The organism is Corynebacterium sp. HMSC068G04 (genome assembly GCF_001814885.1).
In the GTDB taxonomy this organism is placed as follows: Bacteria; Actinomycetota; Actinomycetes; order Mycobacteriales; family Mycobacteriaceae; genus Corynebacterium; species Corynebacterium hiratae.
Window position 1 is genome coordinate 112,670 of record NZ_KV818340.1, and the last position, 16,559, is coordinate 129,228.

The window sequence follows — 16,559 nt, forward strand, 5'->3', positions numbered from 1 at the left end:
CAGGACTAGCGAACGGCTAGCCCAACCTTCTGGAAGGACTTCAGATCCGTGTAGCCGCACTTTGCCATGGCGCGCTTCAGCCCGCCAACCAGGTTGAGCTCACCCAGCGGCTCGTTGGACGGGCCATGGAGCACAACCTCCAACGACGGCGCACCCGCTGAGGCATCCTCGGCGGCGTCAAAAGCATCGGCGCCAGAAGTGCCGGTGCCCAGGAGGGCATCGGCCACGCCAATCGGCTCGATGAGGCCGCGCGGGAAACGCGGGTGGCCGGCCGTGGACGGCCAGTACCAGCCCTTGCCGCCGGCCTCCGCCGCGCGGGCCAGGACTGGCCCTAGAACGACACCATCGGCGCCACAGGCAATGGCCTTGGCGATGTCGGCGGAGGTGAAGATGTCGCCGTCGGCAAGCACGTGCACGTAGCGGCCCTCGGTCTCATCCAGGTAGTCGCGGCGTGCGGCCGCAACATCCGCGATGGTCGTCGCCATGGGGATATCGATGCCGACGGTCTCCGGGTTGGTGTTCACTCCGGAGCCAACGATAATGCCCGCAGCACCCGCGCGCATCAGGTGCAGCGCAGTGGTGTAATCCGCCACGCCACCGGCAATCACCGGGGTATCCAGCGAGCCGATGAACTCCTTCAAGTTGAGCGGCTCGCCACCAGTCTGCACGTGCTCAGCGGAAATCAGAGTGCCGTGGATAAACAGCAGCTCCGCGCCCGCCTTAATAACCACGGGCGCCAGCTCGCGGGCGCGCTGCGGGGACACGCGCACGGCGACGGTCACGCCGGAATCGCGGACCTGTGCGATGCGCTCGGCCAGCAGCTCTTCATTCAGGGGTGCTGCGTGCAGCTCCTGCAGCGTCGACAGGTCGCCGAAGTTCTCCGTCACGCGGGCAATCGCGCCCTCCAGATCCTCGTGACGGCCCCACAAGCCCTCTGCGTTGATGACGCCAAGGCCGCCCTGCTTGCCCATCTCGATAACGAACTCGGGAGTGGCCAGCGCATCGGTCGGCGCCGAGACGAATGGCACGTCAAAAGTGTAGGCATCGATGTGCCACGAGGTGTCCACATCCTTGGAGGAACGGGTGCGGCGAGTCGGCACCAGGGAGATCTGGTTCAGGTCATAGGTGCGGCGTGCCTCGCGGCCGACGCCGATTTCTACGTAATCGCGCATTGTTAGTCCTTAGCGGTAGTTCGGAGCTTCGACGATCTGCTGAAGGTGGTGCGGGTGAGACTCCTTGAGGCCCGCAGCGGTGATCTGGACAAACTGCTTGGTCTTGAGCTCAGCCAAGGTGGCGGAGCCGGTGTAGCCCATCGAGGCTCGCAGGCCGCCCACAATCTGGTGGACGATGGCATCGATATCACCGCGGAATGGCACGCGTCCCTCGACGCCCTCCGGCACTAGCTTGTCCTCGCTCTTGACGTCGGCCTGGAAGTAACGGTCCTTGGAGTAGGAGCGCTTCTCACCCGTCAGGCCGCGGCCCTGCATGGCACCCATGGAGCCCATTCCACGGTAACGCTTGTACTGCTTGCCCTGGACCACGACGATGTCACCCGGCGCCTCCGTGGTGCCGGCCAGCATGGAGCCCAGCATGACGGCATCGGCGCCGGCTGCCAAGGCCTTGGCGACGTCACCGGAGTACTGCATACCGCCATCGCCGATAACCGGCACACCTGCCGGGCCTGCCACGGCGGCGGCCTCCATGATGGCGGTGATCTGCGGGGCACCGACGCCCGCCACGACGCGCGTGGTGCAAATGGAGCCCGGTCCGATGCCGACCTTGATGGCGTCGGCGCCAGCCTCAATCATGTCGCGGGCTGCTTCACGGGTGGCCAGGTTGCCGCCGATGACGTCAATGCGGTCGCCGAAGTCCTTCTGCACGCGGGAGACCATCGCCAGCACGCGGTTGTTGTGGGCGTGGGCGGAGTCGACGACGAGGACGTCTACGCCGGCGTCGACAAGCTGGCCTGCGCGCTGGTAGGACTCCTCACCGGTGCCAATGCCGGCGGCCACGAGCAGGCGCCCGGAAGCATCCTTGGAGGCGTTGGGGAACTGTTCAGTCTTGACAAAGTCCTTGACGGTGATGAGGCCGACGAGCTTGTTCTCATCGTTGACGATGGGCAGCTTCTCCACCTTGTTGGCGGACAGCAGCGCCAGCGCCTCCTCCTTGCTGACGCCTTCCTTGGCCACAACCAGCGGCATCGGGGTCATAATCTCGGAGACCTTGCGGGAGAAATCCGGCTCGAAGCGCATGTCACGGTTGGTGCAGATACCCACGAGGGTGCCCTGCTTATCGACGACCGGCAGGCCCGAAATCCGGAACCGCGCGCACAGCGTGTCCACCTCGTCGATAGTCATGTCCGGGGTGGCGGTGACCGGGTCGGTCACCATGCCGGACTCGGAGCGCTTCACAATTTCCACCTGCTGCGCCTGATCCTCAGCAGAGAGGTTGCGGTGTAGGACGCCAATGCCGCCCTGACGGGCCATGCCGATGGCCATGCGGGCCTCGGTCACGGTGTCCATCGCGGCGGAAGCCAGCGGCACGCCGAGGCGAATGTTGCGGGTGAACTGCGCCGAGGTATCCACCTCGGAGGGAACGACGTTGGATTCTGCCGGCAACAGCAGGACATCATCAAAAGTAAGGCCGTAGAGTGCAATCTTGTCGGGGTTGTCTCCGCCGGTGTGGACGTGGCTCATGAGGGTGGGGCTCTCCTAAACTGACCAGATAGTTTTATGCGGTAGCCCTCACTGTAGTGCGTGGACGCCCCGTAGTGGTAGCCGTGGGTGGACGAATCGGTGTCGAGAGAGAATTGCTATGCGCGCACGGAGTTAATAGGCTCGCAGACGTGAACTTTTTCGCCAACATGCCCCGCGATCCTTTCGCGGACGATCCCAACGACCCAGCTTCCTTCCTCGAGGAGGAGGACCACGTCGAGCCGCTGTCCGAGGAGGACCGCCTCGCCGTCATCCACGATCTGGCCATGGTCCAAGAGTTCGCGCGCGTTCTCAGCCCGCGCGGCATCGACGGCATCTTCTTTTTCTGCGAGGACTGCGAGGAGAACCACTTCTACGAGTGGGACATTATGGCCTCCAACATGCAGGCCACGCTGGCAGGCCAGCTCGCCCCCGTCCATGAGCCGGGCGCGGAGCCGGACCCCATGCGCTATGTCCCATGGGATTATGCGGTGGGCTACCTCGACGGCATGGATTCGCGCTACTAACGCGCGCGGTTGGCGCGGATTAAGTACCGCGCCTTATACAACGAAAGAACCTCTCCTCCCCGCTGTGGGAAGGAGAGGTTCTGTGCGTTTTATTGCTGGAACTGCGGCGGCGGGAGTTGGCCGTTATCCCCAGTACCATCCCCGTCGGAGTTATCGCCCTGCGGAGGCGTTGGCTGCTCGCCACCACCCGGCTGGCTCGGCTCCGGGTAAGTAGGCGCTGGAGGGTTCAGCGGGTTACCGGCCGACACCGTCTGCGTGACCACAACGGTGGACACCGCAGTCTGGGTCTGCGTGACGGTTGCCGGCTCCTGCGGCGGCTGCTCCTCTTCCACCGGAACGGGCTTTTCCACGGTCTGCGTCTGCGTCACCGTGGCGCGGGGCTGCTGCTTCGTCGTACGCGGCGCTTCTGCCTCGCGTTCCCGCTTGGCCTGGTCCACCATCTTCCGGGCTTCTTCGAGCAACTGGCGGGTGCCGTCCATGTCTCCCTGTGCGGAACGCTTTTCCATTTCGTCGAGCGTTCCAGCGAGCTCCACTACGGACACATCCTCATTGTTCGTGCCGAAGAGCGACTGATTCACGCCATAAAGCGGCGATCCCGGGCCGGCGTTGACGACCACCGCTCCGCTACCTGCGATCAGGAGCGTAGCTGCGGCCGCGCCGATGAGGCCGTGAATGAATGGCTTGCCCCGACGACGGCGACGTGCCGCATCCAGGGAAATAACCTCCGGCTCTTCGTCCGCGCCTTCAATGAGCGGGGCCGGGGGCATCTGCTTTTCGACGTCCCCGCGCAACTCCAGCAGGAGCCCTGCCAGCTCATCACCGCCATCGGAGGGATCCGTTCCTTCGGAGAGAGTGGTGAGGAATGCATCATCATCAACCAAAGGCTGCAGCTGCTCAGCGACGCCCTGCTGAGGCTGGTCCTTCTTTGCCACGATGTCCTCCCTTCCTTGATAGAGAAATTCTTAACTTGTCGGTGCCAAGTGCCGATGGCTCACTGCTAGCTTGTGCTAGCCCCACTGCTGGTTCATAGCGTCTCGTGCGAGTCGAGGGATTTGCGCAATTGCGCCAGTGCACGATGCTGTGCCACGCGGACTGCGCCAGGGGTGGACTCCACAATTTCTGCGGTCTCCTCTGCCGACAGCCCCACGAACACACGCAAAATGATAATGTCCCGGGCCTTGTCACTTAACGTATCGAGCATGGCCCGCACTCTGTTACTACCGTCCATGACCAGAGCGGATTCTTCGGGGGTAGCGTCCTCAGCAGCGTCTTCCGGGACGTCGTCCGTGGGGTGGGTCTGATCGCGGCTGAGGGCGCGGTGGGCGTCGGTCACCTTGTGGGCAGCGATGCCATACACGTAGGCCATAAACGGGCGGCCCTTGTCCTTGTACGTGCCAATCGACGTCGCTACCGCCAAGCAGATTTCCTGCGCCACATCCTCTGCCGTGGGCTGGCGGTGGCCGCCGATGCGGGCGCGGCAATAGCGCAGGACCTGCGGGTGAATAATGCGCATGATGCGCTGAAGGGCGCGGCGGCTACCGTCGACAGCGAGCGGAACGAGGTCCGCTAGTTCCTTATCGCTGTCGCGCTTCGACGCCGCTGAGGAGCCGCTCGCGTCTGTAGCTTGAGTAGCCACTGTCATCCTTGCTTGTTCTGCTTGGTGTATTAGTTCATATTCTGCACGAATATCATGTCACAACCTTTGGTTGAAACCCGAAACGACGGGCCTATTCCCCACCCTTCGACGGCTATGAGAAAAGTTCATACACCGTTCATCTTAAGCGTAGGCGCAGGTCATTCAGGGTAAAAGTGAGAGGTTCCGACCTGCTACACCTACATGTCAGCATTGCGTAACGCGCCGTTTACCCAAGGGGGACACACTTCTATCTCGTCTCACCTCGCCCCGGTGCTCAGGGCATCACGCCCCGTGCGGAGGCTTGCCCACAGCACGATGCGCACCAGGGCGCTCTATCTTTGATTAAGGAGAATCGAACGTGTCTCAGTCCTTCCTGCTCCCCGGGCCGAATGCGGACTTTTGGGATTGGCAGCTCCACGGGGCATGCCGTGGAGAAAACTCTGACGTGTTCTACCACCCGGACGGCGAGCGCGGGCGCGCCCGCGCTCAGCGCGAAAGCCGCGCCAAGGCGATCTGCCACACCTGCCCAGTCATCGAAATGTGCCGCGAACATGCCCTGGCCTCCGGCGAGCCCTACGGCGTGTGGGGTGGCATGAGTGAATCTGAGCGCGTCGTAGCTCTGCGCTCGCGCGACGCTCACGCCACCGTCAGCGCCTAAGCCCCTCGCTTCACGCTTCGTAGCCGTAACGGGGCCAGACGCGCGGTTTCTTTAGGTAGCATCATTTCCCGCTCGTACCGACAGTCTTCGCGTCGAGGCAACCCCCGGATTCCGTGCCCACATCCCAGGGGATAGCACGGCTAGCTCCGTAGAACAGTTGCTCACCGGTGAGTCACCGGTGAATGCAGGACAAAGGCCCGCAGCCCCTTCCCCACGTACGGGGCTTGGGCGACGGGCCTTTTCTTGTAGCTCTTTGCTATTCCCGGAGAAACGTTGTTTCCCCGCGCTTTTAGTGGGCGTGCGCGTGGCCTGCCTGTGCTGGTTCCTCCTCGGCGGGCTTCTCCACCACGGAGGCCTCGGTGGTGAGCACCATGCGGGCCACGGAGGCGGCGTTAACCACGGCGGAGTGGGTGACCTTTACCGGGTCGATGATGCCCTGCTCCAGCAGGTTGCCGTACTCCAGGGTGGCGGCGTTGAAACCTTCACCGTTGGCCTGCTCGGCAACGCGGGCGACCACGACGGAACCATCCAGGCCGGCGTTCTCAGCGATCCAGTAGGCCGGGCGGGTCAGCGCACGGGCCACAGCCAGCACGCCAACCTTGGCCTCGCCCTCGAAGCCCTCGGCGAAGGCCTCAAGCTCCTGGGAGATCTGAACCAGCGCGGAGCCGCCGCCAGCGATAACGCCCTCTTCAACGGCCGCGCGGGCGGCGTTGATGGCGTCCTCGACGCGCAGCTTGCGCTCATTGACCTCGGTCTCGGTAGCGGCACCAACGCGGATGACGGCAACGCCACCGGAGAGCTTGGCCAAACGCTCCTCGAGCTTCTCCTTATCCCAGGTGGAGTCGGTGCGCTCGATCTCGCGACGCAGCTGCTCGCGGCGCTCCTCGACGGCCTCAGCAGTACCTGCACCATCCACGATCACGGTGTCCTCCTTGGACACGGTGACGCGACGTGCGGAGCCGAGAACCTCCGGGCCGACCTCCTTGAGGTTGATGCCAACCTCCGGGTCGACGACGGTAGCACCGGTGACAACAGCCAGGTCATCCATGAAGCCCTTGCGACGCTCGCCGAAGTACGGGGACTTCACGGCGGCGACCTTGAGGACCTTGCGGATGGAGTTCACCACGAGCGCCTGCAGCGGCTCGCCCTCGATGTCCTCAGCAATGATGAGCGTCGGGCGCGAGGACTCCGCGATCTTCTCCAACAGCGGCAGGAAGTCCGGCAGGGAGGAGATCTTGTTGCGGACGAGGAGAATGGCGGCGTCGTCAAGCACGGCGTTGTAGGTCTCCTCTTCCGTCGCGAAGTACGGGGAGAGGTAGCCCTTGTCGAAGGAAATGCCCTCGGTGACGTCCACGGTGGACTCAATGGTCTGGGACTCCTCGACGGTGACGACGCCGTCCTTGCCCACCTTGTCCATGGCGCCAGCAACCATCTCGCCGACCTCCGCATCGCGGGAGGACACGGTAGCAACCTGGGAGATCTCCGCAGAGGAGTTCACCGGGGTGGCGCGCTTCTTGAGCTCCTCGACGACCTTCTCGGCCGCCGCCTCGATGCCCTTGTTGAGCTCCACCGGGTTAGCGCCGGCAGCAACGTTGCGCAGCCCCTCGAAGACGAGTGCCTGGGCCAGCAAGGTGGCGGTGGTGGTGCCGTCACCAGCGATGTCGTTGGTCTTCACGGCCACGGACTTCACCAGCTGGGCGCCAAGGTTCTCAAAAGGATCGTCGAGGTCAATGTCGCGGGCGATGGTGACGCCGTCATTCGTGACGGTCGGGCCACCGAAAGCCTTGGACAGCACGACGTTGCGGCCGCGGGGGCCGAGGGTGACCTTGACGGCGTCGGCCAGCGTGTCTACACCGCGCTGGATGCCCTCGCGGGCCTCCTGGTCAAATGCAATCAGCTTTGGCATAGGGTTAATCGCCTACTTCTCGATGACAGCGAGCAGGTCACGAGCGGACAGCAGGAGGTACTCCTGGCCGTCGTACTTCAGCTCGGTGCCGCCGTACTTAGAGAAGATGACGGTATCACCCTCGTTAACGCCAACCGGAACAACCTCGCCCTTGTCGTTGGTGCGGCCCGGGCCTACGGCTACGACGGTGGCCTCCTGCGGCTTCTCCTTTGCGGAGTCCGGGATGACCAGGCCGGATGCAGTGGTGGTCTCAGCTTCAACGATCTGGACGAGGACCTTGTCCTCCAGCGGCTTAATGTTTGCCATGATGATTTCCTCCAAAGTGTTCTCAATGCGCGCCCACATGAGCGCGCGTGTGCCGGTTGTGGGTAGCCCAGCACAGCCGTCGTCGCGGGTGAACAACTGTGGGTCAAAACAACCTGCCTAGCACTCTACCCTCGCGACTGCTAGCCCTCAACAGCCCGGGCCGCTAACCCGTTCGCCCTCCGCGAACGCCGCCCTCGCGCGCGCGAGAGTTGTCATGATTCCCGCCGCAACCTCGGCCAATAGAACCGGAGAGAGACCCGAAACCCGCCAAAGACGCTCGGGCTCGAGACGAGCCGTCGCGTCCTTGGGTTCCTGAGGGCTGCGCTAACGCATCCTAGGCCTGCCTATGGGAGTTACGAATTTAAACCTGCTTATCGGAGTTGATGACGGCCGCGCGCCACAGGTTGTATTCCTCCGGGTTGTCCTCGCGGTAGTTCTTCACCGCGCGGATGCCGTGCTCAACGGCTTCGACGACCTCGTCGATGTTCTTGTCGTCGCCGTCGGCAGTGACGAAGATGACCGGGCCGCAGATGGAGCGGATCGGGTCCTGCAGGAAAGCGGAGTTTCCGGTAGCGGCGGCGTTGCGGGCCAGGGAGGCCACCGGGTTCGGGTCGGCGTCGTCAGCCTTCGCGTTCGGGTTAAACAGCGCCGCGTAAGTCTGGCCATCATCCTGGAAGGCCACGGAAACGCGATCCTCGGTGGTACCACCGAGGAATTGGTTTGCCTGTTCGAGCTCAAACTCGATGATGCGGCGGGACAGATCAGGGTTAACGAGGAATCCAGTGGTCATAGCGGTGTGAGCTCCTTGTGTGTGAGCCGGACGATTATCGGTCATCACACTACCGGCACCCTGGAGGTTGCGCATCCGCTAGCGCGCAGCGGCCACGAGCGGAACCTCCACCTCAAGCTGCGTATCGGTCCCACACGCCAGACCGGAAGGTTCAGCGCCTTCGTGGATGAGCTGGGCAGCCACCGCGGCGATCATCACGCCATTGTCGGTGCACAGCTTGAAACGCGGCACGCGCAGCTCGATTCCTGCGGATTCGCAGCGCTTCGCCGCCAAGGCGCGCAGACGCGAATTCGCCGCCACGCCGCCGCCGAGCAGCAGTACCTTGGCGCCGGTGTCCTGGCAGGCGCGCACGGCCTTGGCGGTGAGCACATCGGCCACCGCCTCCTGGAAGGAAGCACACAGGTCCTCAACCTGGACCGTGGTGCCCTCGCGCTCGGCCTTTTCCACGTGGCGTGCCACCGCCGTCTTGAGCCCTGAGAAAGAGAAGTTGTGGCGGTTGGGCCCGCGCAGGTCTTCGGCCTTGGACAAACCTCGCGGCAGGTCGATGGTGGGCTTTCCTTGGGCGGCCAGCTTATCGATGACCGGCCCTCCCGGATACCCCAACCCTAGGAGGCGGGAGACTTTGTCGTAGGCTTCGCCGGCGGCGTCGTCAAGCGTGGTTCCCAGCTCCTTCATGGGTTTGCCCACGGCCTCGACCTCAAGCAGCTGGGTGTGACCGCCGGAAACGAGCAGGGCCACCGAGTGCGGCAGCTCCTCGCCCTCCAGGTTGGCCACCGCGACGTGCCCGCCGAGGTGGTTGACGCCGTAGAAAGGCACGCCCCACGCGGAGGCGAAGGCCTTGGCTGCCGACGCCCCGACGAGGAGTGCACCGGCGAGGCCGGGCCCCACGGTGGCGGCCACCGCATCGGGCTTCTCGATGCCCGCCTCCTCCAACGCCGCCTTCATCACCTGCGGCATGGCTTCGAGGTGGGCGCGGGAGGCGATCTCCGGAACCACACCGCCGAAGCGGGCGTGCTGCTCCATGGAGGAGGCGACGACGTCGGCTCGGATCTCCATGTGTCCATTCTCAGACAGCTCGATGATGCCCACGCCGGTTTCGTCGCAGGAGGACTCGATGCCGAGGATTAACATCTCTCACTCTTTCGTGGTCGGTACATGGTGTGGGCGTCCGCGCCGGAGGGCTGATAGTAGTTGCGGCGCAGGCCGTTGATGACAAAATCATAGGCCTCGTAGAGGCGGATGGCCGGATCGTTGCCCACGCGCACTTCGAGGAAGATGGGCGCGTCGTGGGAATCTGCAAGCTCGACGATGGCGTCCATCATCAGCCGCGCGATGCCGCGCCGCTGGGCGGCGGGGTCGACGCCGATGGTGTGGATTTCGTACTCCGGCCAGGCGGCAGGCCCCATCCGTCCCACGCCGGCGTAACCGAGAACTTCCGCGCGGTTGTCGTTGTGGTCTTCGCGGTTGACGCTTGCGTCAACCGCCCAGTAGGTGGTGTGGCCCTCCGCGATTTCCTGCTCGAAGGCATGCGCCGGCCATGGGTGTTCGCCGGGGAAGAGGACCTTCTCGAGCTCAGCACAGCGCGGCGCGTCCGCGGGGGTCAGTGGGCGCAGCCTCATGATGCGGGAGTGTCCTCGATGCCGCCGACGAGCGCGGCCGAGCGCGGCTTGGTCTGTGGCTCCACGGCATCGGGACGGCGCAGGTAGAGCGGGACGAGCGGCGCGGGTTCAGCGGACAGATCAGCGCAGGCCACCAAACCCGCGGCGCGCGGTGTGGCCCACTCGCGGGGAAGGTCAGCGATACCTTCCGGCAAACGCGGGGCGATGGACTCTGGGAACACTAGGCGCGCGGTCTCCGGACTCGAAAGTCCGGCGGCGCTCAGATCGAGGGTTTCCGGCTTCGATACGTTCGGGCCGCTACGGCGCTCCCCTTCGTCATAGGTGGCCCAGTAGACCTCTTTGCGGCGGGCGTCGATGGCCACCAGCCACTCCCCCGCGCGCCCATGCGCGATGGCATCCAAGGTGCACACGCCGTGTACCGGCACGTGGAGGGCCACGCCCAACGCGGAGGCGGTGGCCATGCCCACGCGCAGGCCGGTAAACGGTCCGGGCCCCGTGCCCACGACGATGGCGGAGAGATCTGGGTAGGTCAGGGAGGCGTCGGCAAGCAGCTCCTCGATGGTAGGGATGAGCTGCTCGTTGTGGGCGCGCGTACCGCTGATGACGCGGTCAATGCTCTCCCCGGTGTCGGTGTCAACGATGCCCGTGACCAGATCCGTGGTGGCGGTATCGAGTGCGAGGACCTTCATTAGCCCACGAACTGCCAGGCAGGAGCGTCCTCATTGTCAGCACCCTGCTGCAACATCTGGTCATCACCGCGCAGGAACTGCAGCGGCTCGCCCGGCTGGATGCCGCGCAGCGGCGGAGCGTCCTGGCCCTGGGCCTTGGCCATCTCCACCTGCTCGAGGACGCCGGAGCAGAGGTCCACCTGGGAGCGGTTCAGCTTCTCCACCTGGTACTCCTGATTGACGCTCACGGTGACAAAGTAGTTCTCATCCTCCGCCACCTTGCCGTCGACAAAGTCGATACCGGCGACATCCACGCCGCCTTCCCCAAGCTGCTGCTCCGTAGCACCCGGGCAGACGACGAGACCAGCAATCCAATCCTGGCCGTAAACGTCGGGGACCAAGAGCGCGGAGAAGCTCAGGTTCTTCGGGTACGTGTCCAAGGTTTCACCCAACGTCGAGGAAGGCTCCTCCGGCGAGCGGGTCATGGACAGCGCGATGAGCAAGCCAAGGACGATGGCAAAGCCGCCGATGACGACGGTCGTGATGAATTGGCCGATTTTATTCATGGGGATGTGCTCCTAATATTAGGGAGTTCAGTACGGGGATATCCTACGTGACCGCCCTGCAGCGACCCTGACCGGCCCTTCCGGTGCCGAGAAAAGGATCAGACGATCAACAGGGCAAGGACCTGACACATGAGGATCTTGCCGATCATCGCCGTGGGGTACACGGTGGCATAGCCGCGCTCTGCCAGCTGGGTGCCGGTCTGGGGGTTGAGGTAGGCCATGATCGCCGGGTTCGTGGTCATGCCTGCGGCGATGCCCATCGACTCATCAAACTTCAGGCGCAGCACCAGCATGGATACCGCGACGATGCCGATGGCGGAGACCAGCGACAGCACAATACCCACGCCCATATACTTCAGGGAGGTCGGATCCGACAAGGCGTCGCGGAACTGGCCGCCAGCCGACGTTCCCACGCCCGCCAGGAACAAGGTCAAGCCCAGCGTGGAGATAGTCTGCTTGGCGTGGAAAGGAAGCTGCCAGTTAATCGGGCCCGAGCGGCCCAGCGCGCCCAGGATGAGGCCGACGACGATGGGGCCGCCACCGAAGCCGAAGGACAGCGTCGTGCCGCCTGGCAGCGGAATCGGGATAGCACCGAAGAGCAGACCAATGAAGAGGCCGAGGGCAAAGGGGAAGAGATCGACGTTGCCGAGTTTGGCTTCGGAGTCGCCGAGGAAACGGCGGACGTCGTCAAGCCTGCCCGGCGCGGTGATGACGCGCACACGGTCCGAGTAGTGCAGGACGGTTTCCTCGTTCGGCACGACGTCGGAGTCACCGCGGCGCACGCGCGCGATGAGGAAGCCTTCCTTGACAGTGTCCAAGTCCTTGAGCTGATAGCCCGCAACACGTGGGCTGGACACGGTCAGGCGGCGGTAGACCAGGCCATCTTCCTCGTGGAGGTTGAGGTGGATCTCCTCACCCAGCTGGGAAATCGCACTATCGAGCGCTGGTGCCGTGCCGTTGAGCAAGAGCTCCATGCCGGCGCGCAGTGGCAGCTCCGGGTAGGCCAGGTTGTGGTTGTGGGGATTGTTGACGTGGCGGGTAGCGATGACGCGCTCGCCAGTCACCTCCTGCAGCTCCCCTACCGTTGCGTCAAAGTCGCGGGTCAGGCGCACCGCCCGCCACTCCAGCGGCTCCGCAATCATGCCCTCGGCGCGGGCGTCCTCAACGTGATTCACGCGCAGCGCCTTCGCGCCGATGGCGGCCACCAGGATGGTTCCGATAATGCAGCCAGGGTAGGCCAAGGAATAGCCCACCACCGGGGTGCTATCGCCGCCCAGGGCCTCGACGACCGCGGCCATACCGGGCGTCGAGCTCAGCGAACCTGCCAGCGTGCCCACGCTGATCGCGGGGTCCAGATCAAAGAGGCGCATCGCTAGGGTTGCCAGCCCCGCGAGCAGGAAGAAGAAGACGATGACCACCATGGACATCTTCCAACCGCGCCGGCGGAAATCTTCGAAGAAGCTGCGGCCAAAATTCAGGCCGATAACGTAGACGAAGATGGCCAGGCCAAACTGATAAACAAAGGCGGGGACCACGATGTCCGGGTTCGCCGCGGACAAGCCCAAGGCCACGAACATCGCCGCGGCGGCGCCGAGCGAAATGCCGAAGACATTGATCTTGCCCACGGCCAGTCCCACCGCCATGATCAGAAAGAGCGTCAGCAGGGGCTGTTCGGCAAGAAAAGCCAGCACGTTAGTTCACCCATTTCCATGTAAAGACGCGGACGTCATCGTCCGAGTCGCGGTTGATTGTGATGGCGAGGTACGCATCGGACAGGCGCTCCATGAAGCCCCCACCCCACTCGGCAACGACCACGGCGTCCTCGATTTCGGTGTCCAAGTCTAGACTGTCCAGCTCCCCCAACGGATCATCCGAATGATCGAGCAAGCGGTAGGCATCCACGTGCACCAACGTCGGCCCGCCCACGCGGGAAGGGTGCTCGCGCGCGATGACGAAGGTCGGCGACGTCACCCGCCCCTTCACCTGCATCCCGCGGGCAATGCCCTGCGTAAAGGTGGTTTTCCCGGCACCTAAGGGGCCGTCGAGGATCACCAAGTCCCCTGCTTCCAGCGTCGCGCCCAGCTCTTCGCCGAAGGCCTGGGCATCCTCCGGGGTGGCAGCCACACGGCGCCCTTCGTGCGGAAAATCACTGCGCATCGTTAGCTCCTTCACAATAGGTGCGCGTGGTGCGCCCGGTGGGGCGGCACACCACTTCATAGTTGATGGTGCCAGCGGCCGCGGCCAATTCTGTAGCGCTCATACCGCCGCGCCCAAAGATAACGGCAGTGTCCCCGGCGCGCACGCCATGAGGGTTCGCGCCGAGGTCGACGACGATCTGGTCCATGCAGACCCGCCCCACCTGCTGGTACAACTCGCCACCAATGCCTACCTGCAGCGCCCCCTGAAAGGCGCGCGGCAGCCCGTCGGCATAACCCACGCTGACGGTGGCGAGCTCGCGGTCACTATCCGCGGTCCAGGTCAGGCCATAGCATGTGGACTCCCCCGCCGAAATCGGCTTCACAGCAACAACGGAAGCCTCCCACGTCATGGCTGGTTCCAGCCCATGGTCGAGCCCGGCCACCGGTTCAAGCCCGTACAGGGCCACACCGGCGCGCACTTGTTCAAAACGTGCTGAGGGGCGAGTCAATGCCGCCGGCGAATTGGCCAGGTGGTTCAGCGGGCACTCCAGCCCCACCTCGCGTGCAAGCGCTAGGGCCTGGCGGAATTCCGCCTCCTGATGATCATTGTGCGGGTGCTCCGGCTCGTCCGCACAGGCAAAGTGGGACATGAGGCCTAGGACGGTGATGTGGGGGGCGTCGGCAAGCAGGCGGAAGGTCTCCTGCCACGCATGCTTGTCGACGCCCGACCGGTGCATCCCCGTTTCCACCATCACGAAGGCTTCGGTGGGCGCTTCGGCAGCCTCGATGAGGGCTCGTGCGTGCATCAAAGATGGGATGCCGATCTGAATACCAGCGGCAAGGGCTGGGGCGAGGTCCTCCGTTGGCTCCCACAGCCACGCGGCGATGGGAAGGTCCTCGATGACGCCTCGCAACTCCACGGCCTCGACGAGCGTGGCCACCCCGAAGGCGTCTGCCCCCGCCTTCGCCATGACCGGTGCGCAGCGCTGCGCACCGTGCCCGTACGCGTCCGCCTTGACCACGCACATGAGGCGGGCCGGGGCCACCGCCTCCTTCACGCGAGCAACATTGTGGGCAATAGCGTTGAGGTCAACGGTGGTTTTTAACATACCCACCATTGTGCCACTTGAGGGCTCAGCGCTATTCGACGGTCACCGACTTCGCAAGGTTACGCGGCTGGTCCACGTCATAGCCCTTGGCGGTGGCCACACCGCAGGCGAAAATCTGCAGCGGAACGGTAGCCAGCAGCGGCTGCATCAGCGTCGGCGCCTGCGGGATGCGGATGATGTGGTTGGCGTAGGCCTCGACCGCCTCGTCGCCCTCTTCCGCGATGACGATGGTGATAGCGCCGCGGGCGCGGATCTCCTGGATGTTGGAGACAACCTTGGCGTGCAGGGAATCGCGGCCGCGCGGGGAAGGCACGATGACGAAGACCGGCTGGCCCTCCTCGATGAGCGCGATCGGGCCGTGCTTGAGCTCGCCGGCGGCGAAGCCCTCCGCGTGCAGGTAGGCAATCTCCTTGAGCTTGAGCGCGCCCTCCAGTGCGACCGGGAAACCGACGTGGCGGCCCAAGAAGAGCACCGACTTAGCGTTCTCCATGGCAGTGGCCAGATCGTAGACCTGCTTTTCGTTGTCGATGACTGCCTGGACCTTATCCGGCATCGCACGCAGGTCATCCAGGACGGAATTGACCTCATCGGAGAACATGTTGCCGCGCAGGCGTGCTAGGTAGAGGCCCAGCAGGTAGGTCGCGGTGATCTGTGCCAGGAAGGCCTTGGTGGAGGCCACGGCGATCTCCGGGCCGGCGTGGGTGTAGAGGGCGGCGTCGGACTCGCGCGGAATGGAGGAACCCTGGGTGTTGCAAATAGCAATCACCTTGGCGCCCTGCTGGCGGGCGTGGCGCACTGCCATGAGGGTATCCATGGTCTCGCCCGACTGTGACAGGGCCACGACCAGGGTCTTCTCGTTGACAATGGGATCGCGGTAGCGGAACTCGTGGGCCAGCTCCACCTCACACGGGATGCGGCACCAGTGCTCGATGGCGTAGCGCGCGACGTGGCCGGCATAAGCGGCGGTGCCGCAGGCGATGACGATGATCTTGTCGATGGACTTGAGCACCGACTCCTCAATGCGGATCTCATCGAGGACCAGGTTGCCGGTCTCGTCGAGGCGGCCGAGCAGCGTATCGCGCACTGCTGCTGGCTGGTCGTGGATTTCCTTCTCCATGAAGGAGTTGAAGCCGCCCTTTTCGGCAGCAGCGGCGTCCCATTTGATCTCGAAGGGCTTGCCCTGGGCGGGGTTGCCGTCGTAGTCGGTGATCTCGATGTCATCCGCGGTGATGGTCACGACCTGGTCGTTGTCCATCTCCACGGCGGACTTGGTGTAGTCGATGAAGCCGGAGACATCCGAGCCGAGGAAGTTCTCACCCTCGCCCAAACCGATGACCAGCGGCGAATCGCGGCGCGCAGCCACGATGCGGTCTGCCTGCTCGGCATGAATAGCCAAGAGGGTGAACGCACCTTCCAGGCGCTTGCCGGTCAACTGCATGGCCTTGGTGAGGTCGCCGTGGGCCTCGTTGTGGAAAACATCTGCTAGAAGGGTGGCGGCAACCTCAGTATCGGTCTCGGACACAAAGTTGTGGCCCTTGCCCTCCAGCTCGCTCTTGAGCTCGGCGAAGTTCTCGATGATGCCGTTGTGTACGACGGCGAGCTTGCCGCCGTCCACGACGTGCGGGTGGGCGTTCAGATCGGTTGGACCGCCGTGGGTTGCCCAGCGGGTGTGCCCGATGCCCAGGACGGAATCCTTGAGTGGGCGCGCCGCGATTTCAGCTTCCAGCGCAGCGACCTTTCCAGCCTTTTTGCGCCAGGAGATCTCCCCATCGGCGTACATTGCGACGCCTGCTGAGTCATAGCCGCGATACTCCAATCGGCGCAGGCCCTCCAGCACAACGTCGAGGGCAAAGTACTCACGACCATCGGTGTTATGGCCAATGTATCCAACGATTCCACACATGGAACGGAATTTTACAGCATGATTTATCGTGCCGAATCGC

17 protein-coding genes are annotated in these 16,559 nt (G+C 64.1%); 2 read left to right on the plus strand and 15 right to left on the minus strand.

What is annotated here, in order from left to right; genetic code table 11:
* Positions 1-5 precede the first annotated feature (5 nt).
* Positions 6-1,172 (minus strand): GuaB3 family IMP dehydrogenase-related protein, encoded by a 1,167-nt coding sequence (locus HMPREF2993_RS09945; protein WP_070702178.1) that lies wholly within the window; start codon positions 1,170-1,172, stop codon positions 6-8.
* 9 nt (positions 1,173-1,181) lie between these two features.
* The gene (guaB, locus tag HMPREF2993_RS09950) at positions 1,182-2,696 is read right to left on the minus strand and encodes an IMP dehydrogenase (protein ID WP_070680537.1); all 1,515 of its coding nucleotides are present in this window, start codon (positions 2,694-2,696) and stop codon (positions 1,182-1,184) included.
* A gap of 149 nt (positions 2,697-2,845) precedes the next feature.
* Between guaB and HMPREF2993_RS09955 the strand changes: the two genes are divergently transcribed.
* Positions 2,846-3,220, plus strand: a complete 375-nt coding sequence (locus HMPREF2993_RS09955) for a DUF5319 domain-containing protein (protein WP_046648414.1) — start codon at positions 2,846-2,848, stop codon at positions 3,218-3,220.
* Between the two features lie 89 nt (positions 3,221-3,309).
* Here HMPREF2993_RS09955 and HMPREF2993_RS09960 read toward each other — a convergent pair whose 3' ends face one another.
* Positions 3,310-4,152: a hypothetical protein gene (locus HMPREF2993_RS09960; RefSeq protein ID WP_070702180.1), complete on the minus strand. Its 843-nt coding sequence runs from the start codon at positions 4,150-4,152 to the stop codon at positions 3,310-3,312.
* Positions 4,153-4,244: 92 nt separating this feature from the next.
* The gene (locus HMPREF2993_RS09965; protein ID WP_070517446.1) at positions 4,245-4,862 is read right to left on the minus strand and encodes a sigma-70 family RNA polymerase sigma factor; all 618 of its coding nucleotides are present in this window, start codon (positions 4,860-4,862) and stop codon (positions 4,245-4,247) included.
* Positions 4,863-5,214: 352 nt separating this feature from the next.
* Between HMPREF2993_RS09965 and HMPREF2993_RS09970 the strand changes: the two genes are divergently transcribed.
* Entirely contained in the window at positions 5,215-5,514 is a 300-nt protein-coding gene (locus tag HMPREF2993_RS09970) for a WhiB family transcriptional regulator (protein ID WP_046648418.1), read from the plus strand.
* Positions 5,515-5,803: 289 nt separating this feature from the next.
* On the opposite strand, the gene groL is transcribed toward HMPREF2993_RS09970, so the two are convergent.
* The 11 genes from groL to glmS all read right to left on the minus strand — a co-directional run bounded on the left by groL (position 5,804) and on the right by glmS (position 16,519).
* The gene (gene groL / locus HMPREF2993_RS09975; protein ID WP_070702182.1) at positions 5,804-7,420 is read right to left on the minus strand and encodes a chaperonin GroEL; all 1,617 of its coding nucleotides are present in this window, start codon (positions 7,418-7,420) and stop codon (positions 5,804-5,806) included.
* Positions 7,421-7,432: 12 nt separating this feature from the next.
* The gene (gene groES, locus HMPREF2993_RS09980; RefSeq protein ID WP_167595557.1) at positions 7,433-7,732 is read right to left on the minus strand and encodes a co-chaperone GroES; all 300 of its coding nucleotides are present in this window, start codon (positions 7,730-7,732) and stop codon (positions 7,433-7,435) included.
* A 355-nt stretch (positions 7,733-8,087) separates the two neighbouring features.
* Positions 8,088-8,516, minus strand: coding sequence for a hypothetical protein (locus HMPREF2993_RS09985; protein WP_049157036.1), 429 nt, complete (start codon positions 8,514-8,516; stop codon positions 8,088-8,090).
* A 78-nt stretch (positions 8,517-8,594) separates the two neighbouring features.
* Entirely contained in the window at positions 8,595-9,647 is a 1,053-nt protein-coding gene (gene tsaD / locus HMPREF2993_RS09990) for a tRNA (adenosine(37)-N6)-threonylcarbamoyltransferase complex transferase subunit TsaD (RefSeq protein ID WP_046648420.1), read from the minus strand.
* Positions 9,641-10,135, minus strand: coding sequence for a ribosomal protein S18-alanine N-acetyltransferase (gene rimI / locus HMPREF2993_RS09995; protein ID WP_070702185.1), 495 nt, complete (start codon positions 10,133-10,135; stop codon positions 9,641-9,643). Before rimI ends, tsaD begins: the two co-directional genes overlap by 7 nt.
* Positions 10,132-10,824: a tRNA (adenosine(37)-N6)-threonylcarbamoyltransferase complex dimerization subunit type 1 TsaB gene (gene tsaB / locus HMPREF2993_RS10000; protein ID WP_070702187.1), complete on the minus strand. Its 693-nt coding sequence runs from the start codon at positions 10,822-10,824 to the stop codon at positions 10,132-10,134. Before tsaB ends, rimI begins: the two co-directional genes overlap by 4 nt.
* Positions 10,824-11,369, minus strand: coding sequence for a hypothetical protein (locus tag HMPREF2993_RS10005; protein ID WP_046648423.1), 546 nt, complete (start codon positions 11,367-11,369; stop codon positions 10,824-10,826). Before HMPREF2993_RS10005 ends, tsaB begins: the two co-directional genes overlap by 1 nt.
* 98 nt (positions 11,370-11,467) lie before the next feature.
* Positions 11,468-13,060, minus strand: a complete 1,593-nt coding sequence (locus HMPREF2993_RS10010) for an aspartate:alanine exchanger family transporter (RefSeq protein ID WP_070511356.1) — start codon at positions 13,058-13,060, stop codon at positions 11,468-11,470.
* A 1-nt stretch (position 13,061) separates the two neighbouring features.
* A complete protein-coding gene (gene tsaE, locus HMPREF2993_RS10015; RefSeq protein ID WP_046648424.1) occupies positions 13,062-13,526 on the minus strand; it encodes a tRNA (adenosine(37)-N6)-threonylcarbamoyltransferase complex ATPase subunit type 1 TsaE in 465 nt (154 codons plus the stop codon).
* Positions 13,516-14,616 carry an alanine racemase gene (gene alr / locus HMPREF2993_RS10020; protein WP_175973961.1) on the minus strand — a complete coding sequence of 367 codons (1,101 nt, stop codon included), beginning with the start codon at positions 14,614-14,616 and terminating at the stop codon, positions 13,516-13,518. Before alr ends, tsaE begins: the two co-directional genes overlap by 11 nt.
* A 31-nt stretch (positions 14,617-14,647) precedes the next feature.
* Positions 14,648-16,519 (minus strand): glutamine--fructose-6-phosphate transaminase (isomerizing), encoded by a 1,872-nt coding sequence (glmS, locus tag HMPREF2993_RS10025; protein WP_049157027.1) that lies wholly within the window; start codon positions 16,517-16,519, stop codon positions 14,648-14,650.
* Between the last annotated feature and the right edge of the window lie 40 nt (positions 16,520-16,559).